This window comes from Mycobacterium sp. NGS67 (assembly GCF_059812185.1).
The window spans coordinates 122,922-148,562 of sequence record NZ_JCALCF010000011.1 but is presented as its reverse complement, the minus strand read 5'-3'; the positions used below and the strand labels follow the sequence as shown (position 1 = coordinate 148,562).

The following is a 25,641-nucleotide window of genomic DNA, read 5'->3' as shown; positions in this document are numbered from 1 at the left end:
CGTGATCTCCAAAGTGTTGGTGGCCAATCGCGGCGAAATCGCGATCCGGGCTTTCCGCGCCGCATATGAATTGGGTGTCGGCACCGTCGCGGTCTATTCCTACGAGGACCGCAATTCGTTGCACCGGACCAAAGCCGACGAGTCCTATCAAATCGGCGAAGTCGGGCATCCGGTGCGCGCGTACCTGTCTGTCGACCAGATCGTCGAGACGGCCCGGCGCTGCGGCGCGGACGCCGTCTACCCGGGGTACGGATTCCTGTCGGAGAACCCGGAGTTGGCTGCGGCATGTGCGGAGGTGGGCATCACGTTCGTCGGTCCCGACGCCGAGGTGCTCAAGCTGACCGGACACAAATCCCGCGCCGTCGCCGCGGCCCGGGAAGCGGGTTTGCCCGTGCTGGAGTCATCGTCCCCGTCGGCCTCGGCCGACGAATTGGTTGCCGCCGCAGACGAAATGCGGTTTCCGTTGTTCGTCAAGGCGGTTGCCGGCGGCGGTGGCCGCGGTATGCGGCGGGTCAGTGACAAGGCCGCGTTGCCGGAGGCGATCGAGGCGGCGAGCCGGGAAGCCGAGTCCGCGTTCGGGGACCCCACGGTGTATCTCGAACAGGCCGTGCTGCGACCCCGACACATCGAGGTCCAGATCTTGGCCGACACCCAGGGCAACGTGATCCACCTCTACGAGCGCGACTGCAGCGTGCAGCGCCGCCATCAGAAGGTCATCGAACTGGCGCCGGCGCCGAACTTGCCGGCCGAGTTGCGGGAGAAGATCTGCGGCGACGCGGTCGCTTTCGCCCGCCACATCGGTTACAGCTGCGCCGGCACGGTCGAATTCCTTCTGGACGAGAACGGCGAGTACGTCTTCATCGAGATGAACCCGCGAATTCAGGTGGAGCACACGGTAACCGAGGAGATCACCGACGTCGACCTGGTGTCCAGTCAGCTGCGCATCGCGGCCGGCGAGACTTTGCAGGACTTGGGTCTGACGCAGGATTCGGTGCGCCCCCACGGTGCCGCGCTGCAGTGCCGGATCACCACCGAGGATCCGGCCAACGGGTTCCGCCCCGACACCGGACGGATCAGTGCGTTGCGCACACCCGGCGGCGCCGGCATCCGACTGGACGGCAGCACCAACCTGGGTGCGGAGATCAGCGCCCACTTCGACTCGATGCTGGTCAAGCTGACCTGTCGGGGCCGTGATTTCCAGACCGCGGTGAACCGGGCCCGCCGGGCGATGGCAGAGTTCCGGATCCGCGGCGTGTCGACGAATATCCCGTTCCTGCAAGCGGTTCTGGACGACCCGGACTTTCAGGCCGGTCGCGTCACGACGTCGTTCATCGACGAGCGGCCGCAACTTCTCACCGCGCGGGTATCGGCCGACCGCGGCACCAAGATCCTCACCTACCTGGCCGACGTCACCGTCAACCAGCCGCACGGCGCGCGGCCCTCGACGGTGTACCCGCAGGACAAACTGCCCGAGATCGACCGGGAGGCTGCGCCGGCGCATGGTTCCCGGCAGCGGCTGCTGGAGCTGGGCCCGGACGGCTTCGCGCGCTGGCTGCGTGAGTCCCCGGCGGTCGGCGTGACCGACACGACGTTCCGCGATGCGCACCAGTCGCTGCTGGCCACCCGGGTGCGGACCAGCGGATTACTGATGGTGGCACCGTATCTCGCGCGCACGATGCCACAGCTGCTGTCGGTGGAATGCTGGGGTGGTGCGACCTACGATGTGGCGCTGCGGTTTCTGAAAGAGGATCCGTGGGAGCGGTTGTCCGCGCTGCGGCATGCGATTCCCAACATCTGCCTGCAGATGCTGCTGCGGGGCCGAAACACCGTGGGCTACACGCCGTATCCGGAAATCGTCACGTCGGCTTTCGTGGAGGAGGCGACGGCCACCGGCATCGACATCTTCCGTATTTTCGACGCGCTGAACAACCTGGACTCGATGCGCCCGGCCATCGACGCGGTACGCGAAACCGGTACTGCGATAGCCGAAGTCGCGATGTGTTACACCGGTGACCTGTCGAACCCGGCCGAGGACCTCTACACGCTGGACTACTACCTTCGCCTGGCCGAGTCGATCGTGGAGGCCGGCGCGCACGTGCTGGGCATCAAGGACATGGCCGGCCTGCTGCGGGCGCCGGCCGCGCACACCCTGGTGAGTGCGTTGCGCAGCCGTTTCGACCTGCCCATTCACGTGCACACGCACGACACGCCCGGGGGGCAGTTGGGCAGCTATGTGGCGGCGTGGCAGGCGGGCGCCGACGCGGTAGACGGGGCGGCCGCGCCGATGGCGGGAACCACCAGCCAGCCGGCGCTGAGCTCGATCGTGGCCGCCGCCGCGCACACCGAGTACGACACCGGCCTGTCGCTGCCGGCGGTGTGCGCGTTGGAGCCGTACTGGGAGGCGCTGCGAAAGGTGTACGCGCCGTTCGAGTCTGGGCTACCGGGCCCGACCGGACGGGTGTATGACCACGAGATCCCGGGTGGCCAGTTGTCGAACCTGCGCCAGCAGGCGATCGCGCTGGGTTTGGGGGACCGGTTCGAGGAAATCGAAGCCGCCTACGCCGGTGCCGACCGCGTGCTGGGCCGGTTGATCAAGGTGACCCCGTCGTCGAAGGTGGTCGGTGATCTTGCCTTGGCGCTGGTCGGTTCGGGGCTGAGCGCGGACGAGTTCGCTTCCGAACCAGCTCGATTGGATATCCCGGACTCGGTGCTGGGTTTCCTGCGCGGGGAGCTGGGTGAGCCGGCCGGCGGGTGGCCCGAGCCGCTTCGCTCGGCGGCGCTGGACGGCCGCGCACCGGGCAAACCGGCGCCGCAACTGACCGCCGACGACGAGGACGCGCTGTCCGCGGCGGGGCCGAAACGTCAGGCAGCCCTGAATCGGCTGTTGTTTCCCGGCCCCACAAGGGAATTCGAGGACCATCGGGAGGCCTACGGCGACACGTCGCAGTTGTCGGCCAACCAGTTCTTCTACGGCCTGCGCCAAGGCGAAGAGCATCGGGTGAAGCTCGAGCGCGGCGTCGAACTGCTGATCGGGCTGGAGGCCATCTCCGAACCCGACGAGCGCGGCATGCGGACCGTCATGTTCATCATCAACGGACAGTTGCGCCCGGTGCTGGTGCGCGATCGCAGCATCGCCAGCGCGGTGCCGGCCGCCGAGAAAGCCGACCGCGGCAACACCGGCCACATCGCGGCGCCGTTCGCCGGCGTGGTGACGGTGGCCGTCTCCGAGGGCGAGCAGGTGACCGCGGGCCAGACCGTCGCCACCATCGAGGCCATGAAGATGGAGGCACCCATCACCGCGCCCGCCGACGGCACCGTGGAGCGGGTGGCGGTGTCCGACACCGCTCAGGTGGAGGGCGGTGACCTGCTGGTGGTGCTGAACTGACCCGCATCATCGGCGGCGTGGCCGGAGGCCGGCGCCTTGCGGTGCCGCCGCGGGGGACCAGGCCCACCACCGACCGGGTGCGCGAGTCGCTGTTCAACATCTTGGCGGCCCGCATCGACTTCTCGGGTCTGGCGGTACTGGATCTTTATGCCGGTTCGGGGGCACTCGGCCTGGAAGCGCTGTCACGGGGCGCGGCATCCGCGCTGTTCGTCGAGTCCGACCAGCGCACCGCGGCGGTGATCGCCCGCAACATCGACACCGTGGGACTGCCCGGAGCCGCGGTGCGCCGGGGCGCGGTGACGGCTGTGCTGACCGGCGGCCCTTCGGCTGCAGTCGACCTGGTGCTGTCCGACCCGCCCTACGACCTGGGCACCGACGAGATCGATGCGGTCCTGGTCGCGCTGACCGCGCACGGCTGGACACGGGACGGGACCGTTGCGGTGGTGGAGCGCGGTGTCGGCAGCACGCGCTTGTCCTGGCCCGACGGCTGGTCGGTCTGGCCCGAACGGGTTTACGGCGACACCCGTTTGGAGCTCGCCGAACGAATCTGAGGCACCGTGTAGCGTCTTTCGACATGAGCGGCGCGGTATGTCCCGGGTCCTTCGACCCGGTCACATTAGGCCACATCGACGTCTTCGAACGCGCCGCGGCCCAATTCGACGAGGTCGTCGTGGCGATCCTGGTCAACCCGGCCAAGAAGGGGATGTTCGACCTCGACGAGCGGATCGCGATGATCGAGGAGTCGACCAGCCATCTACCCAACCTGCGGGCCGCCGCCGGAAAAGGGCTGGTGGTCGACTTCGTCCGAGCCTGCGGGATGAATGCCATCGTCAAAGGCCTGCGCACCGGGACCGACTTCGAATACGAGCTGCAGATGGCGCAGATGAACAAACACGTCGCCGGCGTCGACACATTTTTCGTGGCGACGTCGCCACGGTATTCGTTCGTGTCGTCGTCGCTGGCCAAAGAGGTCGCGCTGCTCGGCGGTGATGTGACCGAACTGCTGCCCGAACCGGTGAACCGTCGGCTGCGCGAACGGATCGCCGAGAAGAACGCGTAGCGGTCGTCATGCCGCGACCTGCACGTAGTGATCGGGGTCGATCGAGGTCTCACCCCGCCAGCGGTAGGCGGTTAGTTTGCCGCCCTTCACCGCGCTGAAGTCCACGCACGCGCAACGGTCGCTCCAATCACGTTGCGGCTGTGGGTCATCCGCACGCCAGTAGTGGCCGTAGAACACCGGCACCGAACCGGTGTAGACGAAGGAACGATCGTCGGCCGGCACCTCGATGTCGGGCAACGGCGGGTAGGGCCGACCGTCCTCGGTGGTGAAGTTGTCGCCGATCTCCGCGATCTTGCTCAGAGTCGTCGCCTCGTCGTCCCACCATCGGATCCTGGCATTGCCGCGTAGCCGGCCGTCCTTGTCCCGGTAGGGCAACTGGCCATGATCAGTCAGGCTGATTTCCGGTCCCTTGAGCAGAACTTCGACCGTGGTATACAACCGGTCGCCCTTCGTCGACGCCCTGGCGAACTGGTCCAGCGAGCTGAAACGGTTCGAACCCAGTTCGGCCTCAACGTATTTCATCGATTCTTCGTGCCAGCACGCATGCACGACTCGAATGCCGCCCAGGTCGAGCCATAGCGGCAGCGTTTTGAACCACTCGATGTAGCGACGCCGCTGCCTGAGCGTGAGCTGCTTCAGGAACGCGCTGTGCTGGTGCTGGTTGTTCTTGGTGCGCCGACGCAAGTGACGTCCCTCGTGCTCCGGGTTCCTGGTCGCGTAGGAGATCGCATTGAATTCGTGGTTGCCCATGACGATCTGCGCACTGCCCGCGTCGACCATGCGTTTGACCACCTCGAGGACGCGGAGTTGGTCGGGTCCGCGGTCGACCAGATTGCCGACGAAGACGGTCTGACGGGTGGGATGGCGGTATGCGCCGGTCACATCCGCACGCGCGTAACCCAGCTCGGCGAGCAGTTTCTCGAGCGCGGAAGCGCAACCGTGAATGTCGCCGATGATGTCGTAGTACTGCATGCCTTGATCTTGACACTCGGGTCTGACAAGCCCTCGGGCCGAAACATGGCACTCACTCTCTTGAGTGGGCTACGGTCCTCTCAGGACAACGACGTTGACGGGATCGGGGACATCCATGTCAGAGACCGTGCTGATCACCGGCACCTTCGGTCTGGTCGGTGTCGACACTGTCAAGCGGTTCGCAGCGGACGGGTGGCGGGTGGTTGCCACGGTGAACCGTACGGCGGGCACGGTGCCGGCAGGTGTCCAGACCCGGCCGGTCGATCTGCGCGACGCGGAGCAGGTACGGCAAGTGGTGTCAGAGGTGGCGCCCGATGTCATCGTGCACCTGGCCGGGGTGATCCCGCCGTTGATCTACTACGATCCCAAACTGGCCCGGCGAGTGAATGTCGACGCGACGGCAGCGCTGGTACGTGCCGCCGAAGAGCTACCCAATCCGCCGCGCTTCCTGCATGCCTCGAGCTGCTCGGTCTATGGCGCACGAAACCCTTACCGCCACGACGTGATTGAGCTGGATACACCGCTACGCCCATGCGAGGTGTACGGGAGCCAGAAACTCGAGGCCGAGCAAATCGTGCGGTCGTCGGCTCTGGACTGGGTGGTGTTGCGACTCGGTGGCGTGCTCAGCGTCGACCTCAAGGCCATGCCATTCACCCCTGACGCACTGTTCTTCGGCAGCGCGATGCCCAGCGACGGACGCGTGCATTGCATCGACACCCGTGATGTCGCAACGGCATTCGCTGCGTCCGCGCACGCTGACGTGGTCCGTGAGGTGCTGCTGGTCGCCGGTGACGAATCGCACCGGCTGCTGCAGGCCGAGATCGGGCCGAAGATGGCAGCGGCGGCCGGCATGCCGGGCGCGATGCCGGCGGGGCGACCCGGAGACCCGGATAACGACGACGGTTGGTATCTCAACGACTGGATGGACGTGACCCGCGCCCAAGAAGTGCTGAAATTCCAACGGTATTCGTGGCCCGAGATGTTGGCCGAGATCCGGCAGCGGGCCGGCTGGCGGCGGCACCCGACGCGGCTCGTGTCACCAGTGGCGCGCCAGTTCGTCAAACGCCATGCCGCGTATCGCAAGTCGCCGGGACAGTATGCCGATGTGTGGGGGGCGCTTCGCGCCCGATTCGGCGACTCGATCATGGACGTTGCCACGGCCGAGTAGGTTTCGTCGTTTCAGAAGACGATGGTCTGGTTGTCGTGCACGATCACCCGGTCCTGGCAGTGCCACAGGACCGCGCGGGACAACACGGCCCGTTCGACGTCGGCGCCGACGCGCACCAGGTCGTCGACGGTGTCAGTGTGCCTGACGCGCACCACATCTTGTTCGATGATCGGTCCCTCGTCGAGCACTTCGGTGACGTAATGCGCGGTCGCCCCGACCAGTTTGACACCACGTTCCCGAGCACGCTTGTAAGGCGCCGCGCCGATGAACGCCGGCAGGAACGAATGATGAATGTTGATCAACGGACACCCGACCGCGGCGAGGAATTCCGGAGTGAGGATCTGCATATAACGCGCCAGCACAACCAGATCCGCGTTCCCACTGAGCAATTGGAGCTGACGCTGCTCGGCTTCGGCGCGGTTGTCGCGGGTAGCGGGAATGTGGACGAACGGCACCCCGAACGGGCGGACACGCTCGGCCAGATCGGGATGGTTGGCGATGACCATCGCGATGGACATTTGAAGCTCGCCACGGCGGTTGCGCCACAACAGATCCAGTAGGCAGTGGTCTTGCCTGGACGCCATGATGGCGACGCGTTTGGGTTTGGCGGCTTCGGTGAAGCGGTAGTCGATGCCGAATTTCTCGGCCACGGTACTGGCGAATTCCTGTTCGAGTCCGTCGATCGCCGCGGTAAGACCGGGTAGGTGAAAGATCGCGCGCTGCAGGAAGGTTCCGTCTTCGGGGGCGGTGGAATGCTGATCGAGGGAAATGATGTTGGCGCCGGCTCCAGCCAGGAAGGTGCTGACCGCGGCGATGATTCCGGGCCGGTCGTGGCACCGCAGGAGCAGACGGCCGATGTCGGCGGGAGGTGGGGGACCGGTCGGTCGCTGCGGAAAGCTGCCCGGCACGTTCGGCGTCGACACCCGCGGCCCCTTTCGCCTCGGAATTCCGCAGGCCACGATACCGCCGGAAATGGCCGGGTAGGGAGCTACGGCGCGGTCCATCGGCGATTCGGCAGCCGGGACTTGTCGGTGGCCCCTGCGATGATGAGGACATGTCTTCGAGCGCTTTGTCTGCTGAGCCGGTGAGCCAGGTCAAGCGGATTGACGTGTTGTTTGAGAAGCTCGCGGAGTTGGCCGGTCAGCGTAACGCCATTGATGGGCAGCTGGTGGAGATCATCGCTGAGCTTGATGGTGATCAGTTGTGGGGCAATACCGGGTGCCGGTCGATTTCGGCGTTGGTGGCCTGGAAGCTGGGAGTGTCTCCGGCGACGGCGCAGACGATGACTACGGTCGCCGGGCGGCTCAAGGAGTTCCCGCGCTGTGCCCGCAGCTTGCGCAAGGGCCGGTTGTCGCTGGATCAGGTCGGGGTCATCGCCGCGCGTGCCGGGGCGGGCTCGGATAAGCATTATGAGCAGCTGGCCCGGGTCGCCACGGTCAACGAGTTGCGCACCGCGGTCAAGCTCGAACCTCGCCCGGACCCCGAACCAGATCCCGGACCCGACCTGGAACCGCGGCCTTCGGTTACCAAGACCTCCGATGAGCAGTTCACGTGCTGGCGGATCAGACTCCCGCGGCTGGATGCTGCCAAGTTCGAGGCGGCGTTGGCCTCGCATCGGGAAGCGCTGATCGCGGAATGGACGCGCGATCATGCCGACGATGACCCCGAGGTGCGGCCTCCGTTGCCGGCGCTTGGCGAGGCATTCATGCGGTTGGTGGAGGCCGGCTGGGACACCGAAGCGGCCCGCCGCCCCCATGGCCAGCACACCACGGTGATCGCCCACCTCGACGTGGAACAGCAGGTGGGTGCGCTGCATCTGGGTCCGCTGCTCAGCGACGCTGACCGCCGGTACCTGACCTGTGATGCCACGTGCGAGGTGTGGTTCGAACGCGACGGCGAGCCCCTCGGTGCTGGCCGCAGTACCCGCACGATCAGTCGGCGGCTGCGCCGCGCGTTGGAGCACCGCCACCCGACGTGTGCCGTGCCCGGCTGTGGCGCGACGCGGGGTCTGCATGCCCATCACATCCGGCACTGGGAACACGGCGGTCCTACCGAACTGCACAACCTGGTGCTGGTCTGCCCGTATCACCATCGGCTGCACCACCGCGGGGCGATCACCATCACCGGAACCGCGGACAACCTGACCGTCACCGACAGCGACGGCCAGACCCTGCCCCCGGGATCGCTGGCCCGACCGCCCACCCAGCCTCCGCCGGACGTCCCACCGTGTCGCGGTCCACTCGGCGAACGCGCCGACTGGTGGTGGTACACGCCCTTCCAGCCCAAACGGGCTGAGCCATAGCCGATTCCGTCGCCGAGATGCCGCTGCGGACTCTCAACGCAGCCAAGTTCGCCAGTGCGGTACGCGGTGTCCCGTCAGTGGCACCCGTGCCCGCCATGCGCGTGCCCGTGCCCGTGCCCGCCATGCCCGTGCTCACCGTGCGCGTGCCCACCGTGCGCGTGCTCACCATGCGCGTGCTCACCGTGCGCGTGCTCGGCGTCCGGTGAACCATTCATCATGCGCAGCATCGGCATTCCGCCCGTGACAAAGAACCGAGCGACCAATACCGCCGCAACAAGCAAGAAGACGATGTTCAACCATGTCGTGTAGTTCCAGGAGATCCCGCCCGACATCACCATCGCATTGCGTTGATCCGGGATGAGACCTGCGGTGCCGAAGATCAATTCGACCAGATAGCCGGCCACGACCATCGCGGCGTAGAACGTGGCCAGCAGCGTCAGCATCATCTTGGTGCCGTAGTACTTCCGATAGATGTTCAGGATCGGCAGGATCAGCAGGTCGGCGAAGATGAACGCAATGACCCCGCCGAAGCTGATGCCGCCGTTCCACAGCACAGCGGCCAACGGCACGTTTCCTATAGAGCAGACGAACGACACGATCGCCACGACAGGCCCGACGACAGGCCCCCACACCGCCGACAATGTCGGGTTGTCAGCGAAAAAGAAGTTCTGCCAGAAGGTTTCGGGAACCCATGCGGCAATCGCGCCCGCTATCAACAGGCCCAGGATCAGGTCACGCAGAATCGCCAGCCACTCCATCACGAAGACGTGCGAGACCGAGGTGAGCCCCGGTCCGGAGAACAGTCGCCGCCAAAACGACCCGTCGCCCTGGATCGACATGTCCATCGCGGCATGGCCTTCCATCGAACCGGCGATGCCTTTCTCGGCCTGCTCACGCGCGGCATCGATGAGTCGTTCGCGGACGAAGAACCGGAACAGCAGTGCCAGCACGATGATCATCAGCGGCCCGCCGACGAATTCCGCGGCGGTGAATTGCCAGCCCATCAACAGGGCCAGAATGATGCCCAGCTCCACGACCAGGTTGGTGGAGCCGATCTCGAACGCCATAGCTGCGGTGAAGTTGGCACCCTTGCGAAACAGTGACCGGGCCAGCGCCACCGCGGCATAGGAGCACGACGATGACGCCGCACCCAAGCCCGTCGCGACGGCCAGCGTGCGCGGCCGGTCGTCCCCCAACAGCGCGACGATGGTTGTCCGGCGCACCACGGCCTGCACCACGGCCGACAAGGCGAAACCCAGAATCAGCGCCCAGAGGATTTCCCATGTCATGGACCCCGTCAGCGCCAACGCGTGACCCAGTGCATTTACCGCTCGATCCATCTCCGGCCTCCCGTCGATATACCCCCCAAGGGTATCTAGGTTGTCAACCCCACCAGCGATGCCAAAGAAATCCCGGACGAGCGCGGGCAAAGCGCACCACGATCGGGGCGGCCACGACGCGAGCCGCGTCTCCTGCACGGCTGACCGGGCGCCGCTCGCGGCGATAGTCTGGTGGCAAACCAGGGATGTACGACGACAAATTCACCCCGACACACCGACGTCACCACCGACGTCACATAGGTAACACCAGGCACACTGGTAACAATCAGGAATTGTGGCGAGACGCCAGGAGGGTATGGCCGTGTACCGAGTCTTTGAAGCGTTGGACGAACTGAGCGCGATCGTCGAAGAAGCCCGTGGCGTGCCCATGACCGCGGGCTGCGTCGTGCCGCGCGGCGATGTGCTGGAACTGATCGACGACATCAAGGACGCCATCCCCGGCGAACTGGACGATGCACAGGACGTGCTGGACGCGCGCGACTCGATGCTGCACGACGCGAAGACCCACGCCGACTCGATGGTGTCATCGGCGACCACCGAGTCGGAGTCGATGATCAACCACGCCCGCGCGGAGGCCGACCGCCTGCTCTCCGATGCCAAGGCTCAGGCTGACCGGATGGTCAGCGAAGCCCGTCAGCACAGCGAGCGGATGGTCGGTGAGGCCCGCGAGGAAGCCATGCGGATCGCCGCATCGGCCAAGCGCGAGTACGACGCCAGCATCAGCCGCGCCAAGTCCGAATGCGACCGGCTGATCGAGAACGGCAACATCTCCTACGAAAAGGCCGTGCAAGAGGGCATCAAGGAGCAGCAGCGCCTGGTGTCGCAGAACGAGGTGGTGCAGGCCGCGCACGCCGAATCCACCCGTCTGATCGACACCGCGCACGCCGAGGCCGACCGGTTGCGCGGCGAGTGCGACATCTACGTCGACAACAAACTCGCCGAGTTCGAAGAGTTCCTGAACGGCACCCTGCGGTCGGTCGGCCGGGGCCGCCACCAGCTGCGGACCGCGGCCGGTACGCACGACTACGTGACGCGTTAGGCGTTTCCCCCGGCGAACTGGCCGTGGACCTGCCGGCCGCGCGCCGTAGGATTTCCTTGTGGCAAAGCAGCACAGCCAGACGGCGCAGCGACCCGCCACCACGCCGTTGACGATGGACATCGCCCGCCTGGGCCGCCGGCCCGGGGTGATGTTCGCGGTGCATCAGACCGTGGACAGCCCGTCACGCATCGGCCTGGACCTGATCGCCATCCAGCCGGGCGCACCCCTGGACCTGGACCTGCGGCTGGAGTCGGTCTACGAAGGCGTGCTGGTGACCGGCACTGTATCCGCGCCGACCAGCGGAGAATGCTCGCGTTGTCTGTCGCCGATCCAGGGTCGCGTACGCGTGACGCTGACCGAGCTGTTCGCCTACCCGGACAGTGCGACCGAGGCGACCACGGAGGAGGACGAGGTCGGCCACGTCGTCGCCGAGACGATCAACCTCGAGCAACCCATCGTCGACGCCGTCGGCCTGGAACTGCCGTTCGCGCCGGTCTGCTCACCCGACTGCCCGGGCCTGTGCCCGCAGTGCGGTGTCTCGCTGGCCGCCGAACCCGACCACTCGCACGACCAGATCGACCCACGTTGGGCCAAGCTGGCGGGCATGTTCCCGCCCCGGGACGGAGACGAGCGGTGACCCCGTCGCGGCAGACTCTGCTCGATGCGCTCGGCGTCGACCTGCCCGAAGACCTGCTGTCGTTGGCGTTGACGCACCGCAGCTACGCCTACGAGAACGGCGGCCTGCCCACCAACGAGCGGTTGGAGTTCCTCGGCGACGCGGTGCTGGGACTGACCATCACCGACGAGCTCTATCACCGCCACCCCGACCGTTCCGAAGGCGATCTGGCCAAGTTGCGGGCCAGCATCGTCAACACCCAGGCGTTGGCGGACGTCGCGCGCCATCTGCCCGACGGCGGCCTGGGCGTGCATGTGATGCTGGGGCGCGGTGAGGCCAACACCGGCGGCGCGGACAAGTCCAGCATCCTGGCCGACGGCATGGAATCGTTGCTCGGTGCGATCTACCTGCAACACGGCATCAGCGTGGCCCGCGAGGTGATCCTGCGACTGTTCGGCCCGCTGCTGGATACCGCGCCGACGCTGGGTGCCGGGCTGGACTGGAAGACCAGCCTGCAGGAACTCACCGCATCGTGTGCCCTCGGCACCCCGACGTACCAGGTGACCTCGACCGGGCCGGATCACGACAAGGAATTCACGGCGGTGGTGGTCGTGATGGAGACCCAATACGGGTCTGGTGTGGGGCGTTCGAAAAAAGAAGCCGAGCAGAAGGCGGCGTCGGCCGCCTACAAGGCACTCGAGGCAGCGCACGTGCTCGATCCCGCGGGGAAGCCCTGACGGTTATCGATGCCAGAACTACCCGAAGTCGAGGTGGTACGGCGCGGTTTGCAGGCTCACGTGGTGGGCAAGACGATCACCGCCGTCCGGGTCCACCACCCCCGCGCGGTGCGCCGGCACGAGGCCGGGGCGGGCGACCTGACCGCTCGGCTGCTGGATGCGAAGATCACCGGCACCGATCGCCGCGGCAAGTATCTGTGGCTGCTGCTGGAGAAGAGCACAGACCCCGACGCCGCACTGGTCGTGCACCTGGGGATGAGCGGTCAGATGTTGCTGGGGGAGGTTCCGCGCGCCGACCACGTCCGGATCTCGGCGCTCCTCGACGACGGGACCGTACTGAGTTTCGCCGATCAGCGAACGTTCGGCGGGTGGCTGCTCGCCGACCTCGTGACGGTGGACGGCAGCGTGGTACCGGCGCCGGTCGCGCACCTCGCGCGTGATCCGCTGGATCCCGGGTTCGACGCCGAAGCCGTGGTGAATGTGTTGCGGCGCAAGCACTCCGAGATCAAGCGCCAGTTACTCGACCAACAGGTCGTGTCGGGAATCGGCAACATCTACGCCGACGAGGCGTTGTGGCGCGCGCAGCTGAACGGCGCGCGGATCGCCGCCACCCTACCCCGGCGGCGACTGCGGGCGGTCTTGGATGCCGCCGCCGAAGTGATGCGGGAGGCACTCGCCGAGGGCGGGACGTCGTTCGATTCGCTGTACGTCAACGTCAACGGCGAGTCGGGTTACTTCGACCGGTCGCTGGACGCCTACGGTCGCGAAGGGCAGAACTGCCGGCGCTGTGGAGCGGTGATGCGCCGGGAGAAGTTCATGAACCGCTCGTCGTTCTACTGCCCGAAATGCCAGCCGCGGCCGCGAAACACCGCGAGGAAAGGGGAAACATGACCGAACTGTGGGTCGAACGCACCGGCCCGCGCCGGTACACCGGGCACAGCTCGCGGGGAGCGCAGGTGCTCGTCGGCAGCGAAGACGTCGACGGGGTCTTCACACCGGGCGAGCTGCTGAAGATCGCGCTGGCCGCGTGCAGCGGAATGGCCAGCGATCAGCCTTTGGCGCGCCGGCTGGGCGACGACTACACAGCGACGGTCCGGGTATCGGGCGCCGCCGACCGGGACAACGAGGTCTATCCGCTGCTCGAGGAGACGCTCGAACTGGACCTTTCGGGTCTCAGCGCCGAGGACAAGGAGCGCGTGCTGACTGTCGTCGAGCGGGCCGTCGACATGGTGTGCACCGTCGGGCGCACCCTCAAGTCGGGCACCACGGTCACGTTCGGGGTCGCAGATGTCGGATGACGTGCGATTGACCGCCTGGGTGCACGGGCATGTCCAGGGCGTTGGTTTTCGCTGGTGGACCCGCTGCCGTGCGCTGGAGCAGGGGCTGACGGGGTACGCGGCGAATCACGCCGACGGCCGCGTGTTGGTGGTTGCGCAGGGGCCGCGGGAAGCCGGCGAACGGTTGCTCGAGCTGTTACGTGGCGGGGACACTCCGGGCCGGGTGGACAAAGTCGTCGAAGACTGGTCGAAGCCGACGGAACAATTCACCGGATTCGTCGAACGGTGATCGGACGACGGGCGCGCCGGGTCACCGCCGTCTGATCCAGCGGTAATCTGGCCCACCGTGTACCTCAAGAGTCTGACGCTGAAGGGCTTCAAGTCCTTCGCCGCGCCGACGACTCTGCGTTTCGAGCCCGGCATCACCGCCGTTGTCGGGCCCAACGGTTCAGGCAAGTCCAACGTGGTCGACGCGCTGGCCTGGGTGATGGGGGAGCAGGGCGCCAAGACGCTGCGCGGCGGCAAGATGGAAGACGTCATCTTCGCCGGCACCTCCTCGCGTGCCCCGTTGGGCCGCGCCGAGGTCACCGTCACCATCGACAATTCCGACAACGCACTGCCGATCGAGTACTCCGAGGTTTCGATCACCCGCCGGATGTTCCGCGACGGGGCCAGCGAGTACGAAATCAACGGCAGCAGTTGCCGTTTGATGGATGTACAGGAGCTGCTGAGCGATTCCGGCATCGGCCGCGAGATGCATGTGATCGTCGGGCAGGGCAAGCTCGACGAGATCCTGCAGTCCCGCCCCGAAGACCGGCGCGCGTTCATCGAAGAAGCCGCCGGCGTGCTCAAGCACCGCAAGCGTAAAGAGAAGGCGCTGCGCAAGCTCGACGCGATGGCCGCGAACCTGGCCCGGCTCAACGACCTGACCACCGAGCTGCGCCGCCAACTCAAGCCGCTGGGCCGTCAGGCCGAGGTGGCGCGTCGCGCCCAGACCATCCAGGCCGACCTGCGCGATGCACGGTTGCGGCTGGCCGCCGACGACCTGGTGAGCCGGCGCACCGAGCGGCAGGCGATCTTCGACGCCGAGGCCACCATGCGCCGCGAGCACGACGAAGCCGCCGCCCGGCTGTCGGTGGCTTCCGAGGAGCTGGCTGCGCACGAGGCTGAGCTTGCCGTGCTGTCGCAACGCAGCGAGGCGGTGCAGCACACGTGGTTTCGATTGTCCGCGCTGGCCGAGCGGGTGGGTGCGACGGTGCGCATCGCCGCCGAACGCGCACAGCACCTCGACGTCGAGCCGGTGCGGGCCAGCGACACCGACCCAGACGCCCTGGAAGCCGAGGCCGACGAGGTGGCCTCCCGCGAGCGACAGTTGCTCACCGAACTGGAAGAGGCGCGCGCCCGGTTGGACGCCGCCCGTGCCGAGTTGGCCGAATGGGAGCGCCGCGCCGTGGAAGCCGACAAGGCGCACCTGGCGGCGGTGCGCGCCGAGGCGGACCGTCGGGAAGGTCTGGCGCGGCTGGCCGGGCAGGTGGAGACCATGCGGGCGCGGGTCGAGTCGATCGACGAAAGCGTCGCCCGGCTCTCGGAGCGGATCGAACAGGCGGCCGCCCGAGCGCAGCAGACCCGCGCCGAATTCGAGAGCGTGCAGGGCCGCGTCGGCCAACTGGACCAGGGCGAGCTGGGCCTGGACGAGCAACACGAGCGGACGGTGTCGGCGTTGCGGCTGGCCGAGGCGCGAGTCGCCGAGCTGCAGGCCAACGAACGCAGCGCCGAGCGTCAGGTCGCGTCGCTGCGGGCCCGCATCGACGCACTGTCGGTGAGCTTGGAGCGCAAGGACGGTGCCGCTTGGCTCACCCGAAACCTCAGTGGCGCAGGGCTTTTGGGCTCTGTTGCGGAACTGGTCAAGGTGCGGCCCGGCTACGAGGCGGCACTGGCCGCGGTGCTCGGTTCGGCGGCCGACGCGCTGGCGGCCGACAGCGTCGACGCCGCGCGCGGTGCGGTTACCGCGCTCAAGCAGGCCGACGGCGGCCGCGCAGCGCTGGTGTTGAGCGACTGGCCTGCCGCCGCGGCCGAGTCGGCGCAGTTGCCCGCGGGTGTGCTGTGGGCGGTGGACCTGATCGAAGCGCCGCCGCGACTGCGCGGCGCGATGGTCGCGATGCTGTCCGGTGTCGCGGTCGTCGACGATCTGAGTGCGGCGCTGGATCTGGTGGCCGGCCGTCCGCAGTTGCGGGCGGTCACCGTCGATGGCGACGTGGTAGGCGCGGGACGGGTGAGCGGCGGATCCGACCGCAAGCTGTCCACGTTGGAGGTCGCCTCCGAGATCGACAAGGCGCGCGGGGAGCTGGCTGCCACCGAGGAGCAGGTGGCGCAGCTGAACGCGGCGCTGTCCGGCGCGCTGACCGAGCAGACCGCCCGCCAGGAAGCCGCCGAGCAGGCACTGGCGGCACTCAACGAGTCCGACACCGCCATCTCGGCAATGTACGAGCAACTGGGCCGGTTGGGACAGGACGCGCGCGCGGCCGACGACGAGTGGACCCGGCTGCTGCAGCAACGCGCAGAACTCGAAGCCGCGCGCGGGCGGACCGTCGAGGACGTCGTCGAGTTGGAGACGCGGCTGCGTAATGCGCAGCAGACCGAGCTCGTGACCGAGGCCGAGGCCAGCCCGGCCGAGGCCCGGGAAGCCATCGCCGCCGCCGCCGAGAGCGCGCGCAGCGTCGAGGTCGAGGCCCGGTTGGCGGTACGCACCGCCGAGGAGCGGGCCAACGCGGTGCGCGGACGAGCCGACTCGCTGCGCCGGGCGGCCGCGGCCGAACGCGAGGCGCGGCTGCGGGCCGAACAGGCGCGCGCCGCCCGGTTGCGCGCCGGTGCCGTGGCCGCGGCGGTCGCCGAATCGGGTCGGGTACTGGCCCGCCGCCTCGACACAGTGGTCGAGGCGGCTGCACGACTGCGCGACGAGTTGGCCGCCGAACGCCGGCAACGATCCGCGGCCCGGGCCGCGGTCCGCGAGGAGACGAACACGCTGAGCGCGCGGGTGTCGGCTCTGACCGATTCGCTGCACCGCGACGAGGTGGCCAATGCGCAGGCGGCGCTGCGCATCGAGCAACTCGAGCAGATGGTGCTCGAGCAGTTCGGGATGGCGCCGGCCGACCTGGTCGCCGAATACGGTCCCGACGTCCCGCTGCCGCCGACCGAGTTGGAGATGGCCGAGTTCGAACAGGCGCGTGAACGCGGCGAGCAGGTCGTGGCGCCCGCACCGATGCCGTTTGACCGCACCACCCAGGAGCGGCGTGCCAAACGCGCCGAGCGTGAGCTGACCGAGCTCGGCCGGGTCAATCCATTGGCCCTCGAAGAATTTGCTGCCCTGGAAGAGCGGTACAACTTTCTGTCCACTCAGCTCGAAGATGTCAAGGCCGCGCGCAAGGACCTGCTCGACGTCGTCGCCGAAGTCGACTCCCGCATCCTGCAGGTGTTCAGCGATGCGTTCTTCGACGTGGAACGGGAGTTCCAGACGGTGTTCACCGCGTTGTTCCCCGGCGGCGAGGGTCGGCTGCGGCTGACCCAGCCGGATGACATGCTGACCACCGGCATCGAGGTGGAGGCCCGTCCCCCCGGCAAAAAGGTGACCCGGCTTTCTTTGCTGTCCGGTGGGGAGAAGGCACTGACGGCGGTCGCGATGCTGGTTGCCATCTTCCGCGCCCGGCCGTCGCCGTTCTACATCATGGACGAGGTGGAGGCGGCGCTCGACGACGTCAACCTGCGCCGGCTGATCGGGCTGTTCGAGATGCTGCGCGACCGCTCGCAACTGATCATCATCACCCATCAAAAGCCCACCATGGAGGTCGCCGACGCGCTCTACGGCGTGACGATGCAGGGTGACGGGATCACCGCGGTTATCTCGCAGCGAATCCGGGGACAGCAGGTAGACCGGTTGGTGGGCACACCTGGATGAGTCGCGGCCCGACGGAAGTTCGAGCGGGTACTGACGGCTTTGATTGTGAACTCAGGGCTTTGATTGGGCAGTGGCGGTTGGATTTTCGCGAAATCCCCACCCTGGCTGCACAACCGAAGCCCTGACTTCACACCGAGAGTCCTGCCTGCACATTCGAGGTCCGGGACGTGCAGGCGGATGCGACCGTCGTCAACCCACCGAGAGCCGCGCGCCCCACGGCTGGAAGGATCGACAACGTGTCCGAAAGTCTGTGGATCGCAATCGCCGTCGTCGCCGCCCTTCTCGTCATCACCGCGATCGTCGTCGGCCTGGTGCGCTACCGCAGGCGGCGGATCAGCCTGGCGCCACGCGAAACGGAGGCAATCGACAAGTCCGGTGGCTACACCGCCTCGTCGGGCATCACCTTCAGCCAGGGCCAGAGTCAGACCGAGACCCTGGACCGGCCCGAACCCGTAGAACGCATCGACACCAGCGGTTTGCCCGCCGTCGGCGACGACGCGACCCTCCCGCGCGACGCGCCCAAACGCCCGATCTCCGAGGTCCAGCTGCCCGAGGTCGTCGAGCCCGAGGCGCCGGTCGAACCCGAAATACCGCAAGGCTTCGAGACGCTCGAGGTGCTGGAGCCCGAGGCGCCCGAGATCGAGGAGATCGCGCCCACCGAAGGGCGGCTGGAACGGCTACGGGGCCGACTGGCCCGGTCACAGAATGCGCTGGGCCGCAGCATGCTGGGCCTGATCGGCGGCGGCGACCTGGACGAGGATTCCTGGCAGGACGTCGAGGACACGCTGCTGGTCGCCGACCTGGGCCCGGTGGTCACCGAATCGGTGGTGTCGCAGCTCCGCAGCCGGCTGGCGAGCAGCAATGTTCGCACCGAGGCCGACGCTCGCGCCGTGCTGCACGACGTCCTGGTCAACGAACTGCAACCCCGCATGGACCGTTCCATCAGAGCCCTGCCGCACGCCGATCATCCGTCGGTGCTGCTGGTCGTCGGCGTCAACGGCACCGGCAAGACCACCACGGTCGGCAAACTCGCGCGGGTGCTGGTGGCCGACGGCCGGCGGGTGGTCCTGGGTGCCGCCGACACATTCCGGGCCGCCGCGGCCGACCAGCTGCAGACCTGGGCGTCGCGGGTCGGCGCGGAGGTGGTGCGCGGTGCCGAAGGCGCCGATCCGGCGTCGGTAGCGTTCGACGCCGTCGACAAGGGCATCGCCGCCGGCGCCGACGTCGTCCTCATCGACACCGCCGGGAGGCTGCACACCAAAGTCGGCCTGATGGACGAGCTGGGCAAGGTCAAACGGGTGGTGACCCGTCGCGCCGCGGTGGACGAGGTGCTGTTGGTGCTCGACGCCACGATCGGGCACAACGGATTGGCCCAAGCCAAGGTCTTCGCCGAGGTCGTCGACATCAGCGGTGCGGTGCTGACCAAGCTGGACGGAACGGCCAAGGGCGGCATCGTGTTCCGCGTCCAGCAGGAACTCGGAGTGCCGGTGAAGCTGGTCGGGCTGGGCGAAGGCCCCGATGATCTGGCGCCGTTCGAGCCGAAGGCGTTCGTCGACGCCCTGCTCGGATGACAGGTATTACACAGCAGCCTTTACGTTAATCGCGACGAAACATCGCTGCCCCATTCGCGCAACAACTTATGCGCATGGTTCTGGATCAGGTCGCCAGTCATCCATCTGGGGCCCTCCCGACGCTGACTGGAGGTGATAGCGAGTGAGTTTCCCGCTGATGGGCCATCCCGATACGGGCGACACGGCCTGGATGTTGGCAAGTTCTGCGCTCGTGCTGTTGATGACGCCGGGCCTGGCGTTTTTCTACGGCGGCATGGTGCGTGCCAAGAGTGTTCTGAACATGATCATGATGAGCATCAGTGCGATGGGCGTCGTGACCGTGCTGTGGGTGCTCTACGGCTACTCGATGGCATTCGGTAACGACACGGGTGGCGTCGTGGGCAACCCGACCCAGTTCTGGGGCCTGAAAGGTCTCATCGGTGGCAATTACATCGCTGCCGATCCGAGCAAGACCCCGGCTGTGGCAGAGACAACCATCCCGCTGGTGGGCACCCTGCCGGCCACGGTGTTCGTGGCCTTCCAGCTCATGTTCGCGATCATCACCGTCGCCCTGATCTCGGGTGCGGTGGCGGACCGGATGAAGTTCAGCGCCTGGTTGGTGTTCTCCGGACTGTGGGCCACAATCGTCTACTTCCCCGTCGCGCACTGGGTGTTCGCGTTCGACGGCAGCGTCGCCGAGTCGGGCGGGTGGATCGCCAACAAGCTGAAAGCGGTCGACTTCGCCGGCGGTACGGCGGTCCACATCAACGCCGGTGTGGCGGGCCTGGTGCTGGCGCTGGTCCTGGGCAAGCGCAAGGGCTGGCCCACCACGCTGTTCCGGCCGCACAACCTGCCGTTCGTGATGCTCGGCGCCGGCCTGCTGTGGTTCGGCTGGTACGGGTTCAACGCCGGATCAGCCACCAGCTCGAACGGCGCCGCCGGTACCACGTTCATCACCACCACCATCGCCACGGCGGCCGCCATGCTCGCCTGGCTGCTCACCGAGCGCATCCGCGACGGCAAGGCCACCACGCTGGGTGCCGCCTCGGGCATCGTCGCGGGACTGGTCGCCATCACGCCGTCGTGTTCGTCGGTCAACGTGGTGGGCGCTTTGGTAATCGGCGCAGTGGCCGGCGTGCTGTGTGCGCTGGCGGTGGGGCTGAAGTTCAAGCTCGGGTTCGACGACTCGCTCGACGTGGTCGGCGTGCACCTGGTCGGCGGATTGGCCGGCACCCTGATGGTCGGCCTGGTCGCCACGCCGCAGGCCCCCGCGGCGGTTGCGGGGGTGTTTTACGGCGGCGGTTGGGGCCAGCTCGGCAAACAGGCCATCGGCGCGTTTGCTGTGTTGACCTACTCGGCTCTTGGCACGCTGATCATTGCGCTTATCCTGAAGTACACCATCGGGCTGCGTCTCGGGGCTGAGCAGGAGGCCGCGGGGATCGATGAGTCGGAGCACGCCGAGAGTGGCTACGACTTCGCGGTCGCCAGCGGTTCGGTTCTTCCACGTGCCAGCCTGCCGGACACCCCGAACGGGCTAGGGGCGCGCTTGGCCGAGAAAGTGGAGGCGGAATAGACATGAAGCTGATCACCGCGATCGTGAAGCCGTTCACCCTTGACGATGTCAAGACCAGCCTCGAGGACGCCGGCGTCCTGGGCATGACGGTCAGCGAGATTCAGGGCTACGGCCGGCAGAAGGGTCACACCGAGGTCTACCGGGGCGCCGAATACTCCGTCGACTTCGTGCCCAAGGTCCGCATCGAGGTCGTCGTCGACGACTCCATCGTCGACAAGGTCGTGGACAGCATCGTCCGTGCGGCACGGACCGGGAAGATCGGCGACGGCAAGGTGTGGGTCAGCCCGGTGGACACCATCGTGCGGGTGCGCACGGGGGAACGCGGGCCCGACGCGCTGTGACGCCGAACCTCATCGGACGGGCCGGGCGGGTGTGACGTCGACTCCGCCCGACCCCGCTGAGTCATCGGAATCTAAGCAAGCAGGAAGCGCCGTCGCGGCAGTCGATCTGGCTGCCGCACGGCGCGAACTGCTGTCTGACGATCTTCGTGACCGCGCACCCGCCGAGCTGCGCAAGGCGGTGCTCGAACTGCACGAATCCTGGCTGACCGCAAAGGCCGCCGAGATCGGCATCACCGACGGCAGCGGCTACGCCCTGATCGGCGTCGGGGGGCTGGGGCGGCGCGAATTGCTGCCGTACTCCGACCTCGACCTGGTGTTGCTGCACGACGGCAAGCCGGCCGACGTGCTGGGACCGGTCGCGGACAAGTTGTGGTATCCGTTGTGGGACGCCAACATTCGGCTCGATCACAGTGTGCGCACGGTCAGCGACGCGTTGGGCATCGCCAACTCGGACATGACCGCGGCGCTGGGTCTGCTGGAAGCGCGTCACATCGCCGGCGAGGAAGGTCTCTCGGAGGAATTGATCCACGGTGTGCGCCGGCAGTGGCGCACCGGAATCCGTTCCCGCATGGACGAACTCGTGGAGATGACGCACGCCCGCTGGCTGCGTCTGGGCCGCATCGCACACCGCGCCGAGCCCGACCTGAAGTCCGGCCGCGGCGGTCTGCGCGACGTCCAGTTGCTCAACGCGCTGGCGCTCGCCCAGTTGATCGACCGCCACGGCATGTCCCGTCCGGACACCCCGGCCGGGTCGCTGGACGACGCCTACCTCACCCTGCTCGACGTGCGCACCGAACTGCACGTGGTCTCGCGCCGCGGCCGCGACCAGGTGCTGGCGCAGTTCGCCGACGAGGTCAGCGCCGTGTTGGGGGTCGGCGACCGATTCGACCTGGCGCGCATGCTTTCCAGCGCCGGGCGAACGATCAGCTACCACGCCGTCACCGGGTTGCGGACCGCCAACAACGCACTGCCCCGTCGCGGCATCTCGGCGTTCATCGGGCGGCCCAAGCGCCGCCCGCTGGACGAGGGTGTCGTCGAGTACGCCGGGGAGATCGTGCTGGCCAGAGACGCCCAGCCCGACCGCGATCCCGGTCTGGTGCTGCGGGTGGCCGCGGCCGCGGCCGATACCGGGGTGCCCATCGGTGCGGCCACGCTCAACCGGCTGGCCGACAGCGCACCCCCGCTGCCGATTCCGTGGCCGCGTGCGGCGCTGGACGACCTGTTGGTGGTGCTGCTGGCCGGCCCCACCGCGGTGCCGACGATCGAGGCGCTCGACCGGACCGGGTTGTGGGGCCAACTGCTGCCGGAGTGGGACCCGATCCGTGACTTGCCGCCGCGCGACGTGTCCCACAAGTGGACGGTGGACCGGCACGTGGTGGAGTGCGCCGTGCACGCGGCACCGTTGAGCACCAACGTGGCCCGGCCCGACCTGCTGGCGCTCGGTGCGTTGCTGCACGACGTCGGCAAGGGCCGGGGCATGGACCACTGTGTGCTCGGTGCGGATCTGGTGGTCCCGATCGCGGAGCGGCTCGGGCTGTCCTCGGCTGACATCGACACGCTGTCCCACATGGTCCGTCACCACCTGCTGCTGCCCATCACGGCCACCCGCAGCGACCTGAACGACCCGGCGGTCATCGAAGCCGTCTCCGAGGCGCTGGGCGGGGACCCGCAACTGCTGGAGTTGATGCACGCCCTGACCGAGGCCGACTCCAAGGCCACCGGGCCCGGTGTGTGGAGCGACTGGAAGGCGTCCCTGATCGAGGATCTGGTGCGTCGCTGCCGGATGGCGATGGCCGGCGAACCGCTGCCTCAAGCCGAACCGACTGCGCCGCACTATCTTTCGTTGGCCGCCCAGCAAGGTGTGCACGTCGAGATCAACCCCGCCGAAGGCGAGCGGTTGCACGCGGTGATGGTGGCCCCGGACGAGCGCGGCCTGGTGTCCAAAGCCGCCGCGGTGCTGGCGCTGAACTCGCTGCGCGTGCACTCGGCCTCGGTGAATGTGCATGAGCGCGTTGCCATCACCGAATTCGTGGTGTCGCCGCTGTTCGGTTCGCCCCCCGCGGCCGACATGTTGCGTCAAGCCTTCGTGGGTGCCTTGCGTGGCGATGTCGACGTGCTGGGGACGCTGGAGAAGCGGGACATCGAAGCCACCAGTTCGGCGACCGCCCGGGCGGGGGAGGTGCAGGTCGGGGTGCCGGTCACCCGCTCGACCGCGCCGCCGCGCATCCTGTGGCTGGACACCGACACGCCCGGTCAGCTGATCCTGGAAGTGCGGGCCATGGACCGCACGGGTCTGCTGGCTCTGCTGGCGTGGGCGCTGGAGCGGGCCGACACCGACATCGTCTGGGCGAAGGTGAACACCTTCGGTTCGACGGCGGCCGACGTGTTCTGTGTGACGGTCCCGCCGGAGTCGAACGCGCGCGGGGCCGTGGAGAAGAACCTGCTGGGTGTGTTGGGGGCCCCGGCTGTGGTCCTGGTCGACGAGCCGGTGGGGGATTAGCCGCGTCGCGGATTAGCCGCGGTGCGGCGAGTGTGAATCCCACGACGCGACACACCGCTCAAGCGTCGTGTAGTTCACGCTCGGCGTTGCTAGACGGGCTCGGAATTGAGCTGGCGCACCGCCACGATGCGCGCCTGCAGCTGATCCCGGGTCGCCGCGGCGATCGGCGGGCCGCCGCAGCGACGCCGCAGCTCGTTGTGGATCCAGCCGTGCGGCTTGCCGGTGCGGTGATGGGCGACCGAGACCAGCGCGTTGAGTTCGCGGCGCAGGTCGCGAAGTTGCCCGTGCGTGGTGCTCGGCGCCGACGGTCCCTGGACGGCCGCGCGCTTCTGCAGCTGCTCGTCCTGGCGGCGGTGCAGCAGGGCGCGCATCTGCTCGGCGTCGAGCAGCCCGGGGATGCCGAGATAGTCGGCTTCCTCCTCGCTGCCGGCGGGGGTGGCGGTCCCGAACGACGACCCGTCGAAGATGACCTGGTCCAGCTCGGCGTCGGCGCCCAGCGACACGAAACCGTTCTCGGCTTCGCCCGGCTCGGTCTGCGTCTTGGTGGCGGGATCCTCGAGCAGCGGATCCTCAAGCGATTCGCGATGCGGCTTGCCCAGCACGTGATCACGCTGGGCTTCCAGCTCGCTGGCCAGTTGCAGCAGGTTCGGCACCGACGGCAGGAAGATGCTTGCGGTCTCGCCCGGCCGGCGGGACCGCACGAACCGGCCGATGGCCTGGGCGAAGAACAGCGGCGTCGACGCGCTCGTGGCGTAGATCCCGACCGACAGGCGGGGCACGTCGACGCCTTCGGAGACCATCCGCACCGCGACCAGCCAGCGACTGGTGCTCGCGGCGAACTCGCTGATCCGGGCCGACGACCCGGGGTCGTCGGAAAGCACGACGGTCGCCGCTTCGCCCGTCAACCGCTGCAGCAGGGTGGCGTAGGCGCGGGCCGCGGTCCGGTCCGAGGCGATGATCATCCCGCCGGCGTCGGGCACGTGCTCGCGCAGCTGGCGTAGCCGGCGATCGGCCGCGGTGATCACCGCCGGCATCCACTCCCCGGCGGGGTCCAGCGCGGTCCGCCAGGCCCGGGCGGTCTGCTCGGCCGACAGCGGCTCGCCCAATCGCGCCTCGTGCTCCTCGCCGGCGCTGTCGCGCCAGCGCGCCTGCCCGGAATAGGCCATGAACACCACCGGGCGGACCACTGCGTCGGCGAGGGCCTCGGCGTAGCCGTAGGTGTGGTCGGCGCGGGAGCGCAGCACACCGTCGCCGTCGGGCTCGTAGTCGACGTAAGGGATCGGACAGTCGTCGCTGCGAAACGGGGTGCCCGTCAGCGCAAGTCGGCGGGTGCCGTCGCTGAAGGCTTCGCGGATGGCATCGCCCCACGTCTTGGCGTCGCCGCCGTGGTGGATCTCGTCGAAGATCACCAGGGTCTTGCGTTGCTCGGTGCGCACCCGGTGCAAGCTCGGATGCGCGGCGACCTGGGCGTAGGTGACGATCACGCCGTGGTACTCCGGTGAGGTCTGCGGGTTGGAGTTGCTGAACTTCGGGTCCAGCGACAGGCCCTGGCGCCCGGCGGCCTGGGCCCACTGGATCTTGAGGTGCTCGGTGGGCACCACGACGGTGATCTGCTCGACCGCGCGATGGCTGATCAGTTCGGCGGCGATGCGCAGCGCGAACGCCGTCTTGCCCGATCCGGGGGTGGCCACGGCCAGGAAGTCACGCGGCTGGTTGCCCAGGTATTTGACCAGCGCGCGGCGCTGCCAGCCGCGCAGTGGCCGGCTGCCTTCGGCGATGCTGTCGGCGGGCCTGACCGGCTGCATCGACAAAGATCCCCCGTACCTGCT

At 67.8% G+C, this 25,641-nt stretch carries 19 protein-coding genes and 1 pseudogene; 16 read left to right on the top strand and 4 right to left on the bottom strand.

Translation table 11 applies throughout. The features are described 5' to 3' along the window. Position 1 precedes the first annotated feature (1 nt). From AC5Y4D_RS13040 to coaD, 3 genes are read left to right on the top strand one after another with little or no spacing between them, the layout of a single operon-like run. On the top strand, positions 2-3,385 hold the full coding sequence (locus tag AC5Y4D_RS13040) for a pyruvate carboxylase (RefSeq protein WP_500037341.1): 3,384 nt from the start codon (positions 2-4) through the stop codon (positions 3,383-3,385). Further along, a complete protein-coding gene (rsmD, locus tag AC5Y4D_RS13035) occupies positions 3,382-3,936 on the top strand; it encodes a 16S rRNA (guanine(966)-N(2))-methyltransferase RsmD (RefSeq protein WP_499942363.1) in 555 nt (184 codons plus the stop codon). The genes AC5Y4D_RS13040 and rsmD overlap by 4 nt, the downstream gene beginning before the upstream one ends. A 23-nt stretch (positions 3,937-3,959) precedes the next feature. Continuing rightward, a complete protein-coding gene (gene coaD / locus AC5Y4D_RS13030) occupies positions 3,960-4,445 on the top strand; it encodes a pantetheine-phosphate adenylyltransferase (protein WP_499942079.1) in 486 nt (161 codons plus the stop codon). A gap of 6 nt (positions 4,446-4,451) precedes the next feature. Here coaD and AC5Y4D_RS13025 read toward each other — a convergent pair whose 3' ends face one another. Then, on the bottom strand, positions 4,452-5,417 hold the full coding sequence (locus AC5Y4D_RS13025) for a metallophosphoesterase (protein WP_499942081.1): 966 nt from the start codon (positions 5,415-5,417) through the stop codon (positions 4,452-4,454). Between the two features lie 115 nt (positions 5,418-5,532). On the opposite strand from AC5Y4D_RS13025, the gene AC5Y4D_RS13020 reads away from it, so the two are divergent. Further along, a complete protein-coding gene (locus AC5Y4D_RS13020) occupies positions 5,533-6,585 on the top strand; it encodes an NAD-dependent epimerase/dehydratase family protein (RefSeq protein ID WP_499942083.1) in 1,053 nt (350 codons plus the stop codon). 11 nt (positions 6,586-6,596) lie between these two features. Here AC5Y4D_RS13020 and purU read toward each other — a convergent pair whose 3' ends face one another. Next, complete coding sequence (purU, locus tag AC5Y4D_RS13015) at positions 6,597-7,532, bottom strand: formyltetrahydrofolate deformylase (protein ID WP_499942365.1); 936 nt, start codon at positions 7,530-7,532, stop codon at positions 6,597-6,599. Between the two features lie 107 nt (positions 7,533-7,639). Between purU and AC5Y4D_RS13010 the strand changes: the two genes are divergently transcribed. Then, positions 7,640-8,887 carry an HNH endonuclease signature motif containing protein gene (locus AC5Y4D_RS13010; protein WP_499942084.1) on the top strand — a complete coding sequence of 416 codons (1,248 nt, stop codon included), beginning with the start codon at positions 7,640-7,642 and terminating at the stop codon, positions 8,885-8,887. Positions 8,888-9,045: 158 nt separating this feature from the next. Here AC5Y4D_RS13010 and AC5Y4D_RS13005 read toward each other — a convergent pair. Then, positions 9,046-10,227: pseudogene (locus AC5Y4D_RS13005) on the bottom strand (permease); the annotation flags it as partial. A 301-nt stretch (positions 10,228-10,528) separates the two neighbouring features. Between AC5Y4D_RS13005 and sepIVA the strand changes: the two are divergent. The 11 genes from sepIVA to AC5Y4D_RS12950 all read left to right on the top strand — a co-directional run bounded on the left by sepIVA (position 10,529) and on the right by AC5Y4D_RS12950 (position 23,812). Next, positions 10,529-11,266, top strand: a complete 738-nt coding sequence (gene sepIVA, locus AC5Y4D_RS13000) for a cell division protein SepIVA (RefSeq protein WP_499942086.1) — start codon at positions 10,529-10,531, stop codon at positions 11,264-11,266. Positions 11,267-11,324: 58 nt separating this feature from the next. Then, on the top strand, positions 11,325-11,903 hold the full coding sequence (locus AC5Y4D_RS12995; RefSeq protein ID WP_499942087.1) for a YceD family protein: 579 nt from the start codon (positions 11,325-11,327) through the stop codon (positions 11,901-11,903). Continuing rightward, positions 11,900-12,619 (top strand): ribonuclease III, encoded by a 720-nt coding sequence (gene rnc, locus AC5Y4D_RS12990; RefSeq protein ID WP_499942089.1) that lies wholly within the window; start codon positions 11,900-11,902, stop codon positions 12,617-12,619. Before AC5Y4D_RS12995 ends, rnc begins: the two co-directional genes overlap by 4 nt. Positions 12,620-12,628: 9 nt before the next feature. Next, positions 12,629-13,510 (top strand): DNA-formamidopyrimidine glycosylase, encoded by an 882-nt coding sequence (gene mutM, locus AC5Y4D_RS12985; protein ID WP_499942090.1) that lies wholly within the window; start codon positions 12,629-12,631, stop codon positions 13,508-13,510. Then, a complete protein-coding gene (locus AC5Y4D_RS12980; protein ID WP_499942092.1) occupies positions 13,507-13,917 on the top strand; it encodes an OsmC family protein in 411 nt (136 codons plus the stop codon). Before mutM ends, AC5Y4D_RS12980 begins: the two co-directional genes overlap by 4 nt. Beyond that, complete coding sequence (locus tag AC5Y4D_RS12975) at positions 13,907-14,185, top strand: acylphosphatase (protein WP_499942094.1); 279 nt, start codon at positions 13,907-13,909, stop codon at positions 14,183-14,185. The genes AC5Y4D_RS12980 and AC5Y4D_RS12975 overlap by 11 nt, the downstream gene beginning before the upstream one ends. A gap of 57 nt (positions 14,186-14,242) precedes the next feature. Continuing rightward, positions 14,243-17,848 carry a chromosome segregation protein SMC gene (gene smc / locus AC5Y4D_RS12970; protein ID WP_500037340.1) on the top strand — a complete coding sequence of 1,202 codons (3,606 nt, stop codon included), beginning with the start codon at positions 14,243-14,245 and terminating at the stop codon, positions 17,846-17,848. Positions 17,849-18,084: 236 nt separating this feature from the next. Continuing rightward, entirely contained in the window at positions 18,085-19,419 is a 1,335-nt protein-coding gene (gene ftsY, locus AC5Y4D_RS12965) for a signal recognition particle-docking protein FtsY (RefSeq protein ID WP_500037339.1), read from the top strand. Between the two features lie 157 nt (positions 19,420-19,576). After that, positions 19,577-20,971 carry an ammonium transporter gene (locus tag AC5Y4D_RS12960; protein ID WP_499942366.1) on the top strand — a complete coding sequence of 465 codons (1,395 nt, stop codon included), beginning with the start codon at positions 19,577-19,579 and terminating at the stop codon, positions 20,969-20,971. Between the two features lie 2 nt (positions 20,972-20,973). After that, entirely contained in the window at positions 20,974-21,312 is a 339-nt protein-coding gene (gene glnB, locus AC5Y4D_RS12955; RefSeq protein ID WP_036354580.1) for a nitrogen regulatory protein P-II, read from the top strand. A gap of 31 nt (positions 21,313-21,343) precedes the next feature. Then, positions 21,344-23,812, top strand: coding sequence for a [protein-PII] uridylyltransferase (locus AC5Y4D_RS12950; protein ID WP_500037338.1), 2,469 nt, complete (start codon positions 21,344-21,346; stop codon positions 23,810-23,812). An 89-nt stretch (positions 23,813-23,901) separates the two neighbouring features. Here the strand turns inward: AC5Y4D_RS12950 and AC5Y4D_RS12945 are convergent, their stop codons facing one another. After that, the gene (locus AC5Y4D_RS12945; RefSeq protein WP_500037337.1) at positions 23,902-25,617 is read right to left on the bottom strand and encodes a DEAD/DEAH box helicase; all 1,716 of its coding nucleotides are present in this window, start codon (positions 25,615-25,617) and stop codon (positions 23,902-23,904) included. Positions 25,618-25,641 lie beyond the last annotated feature (24 nt).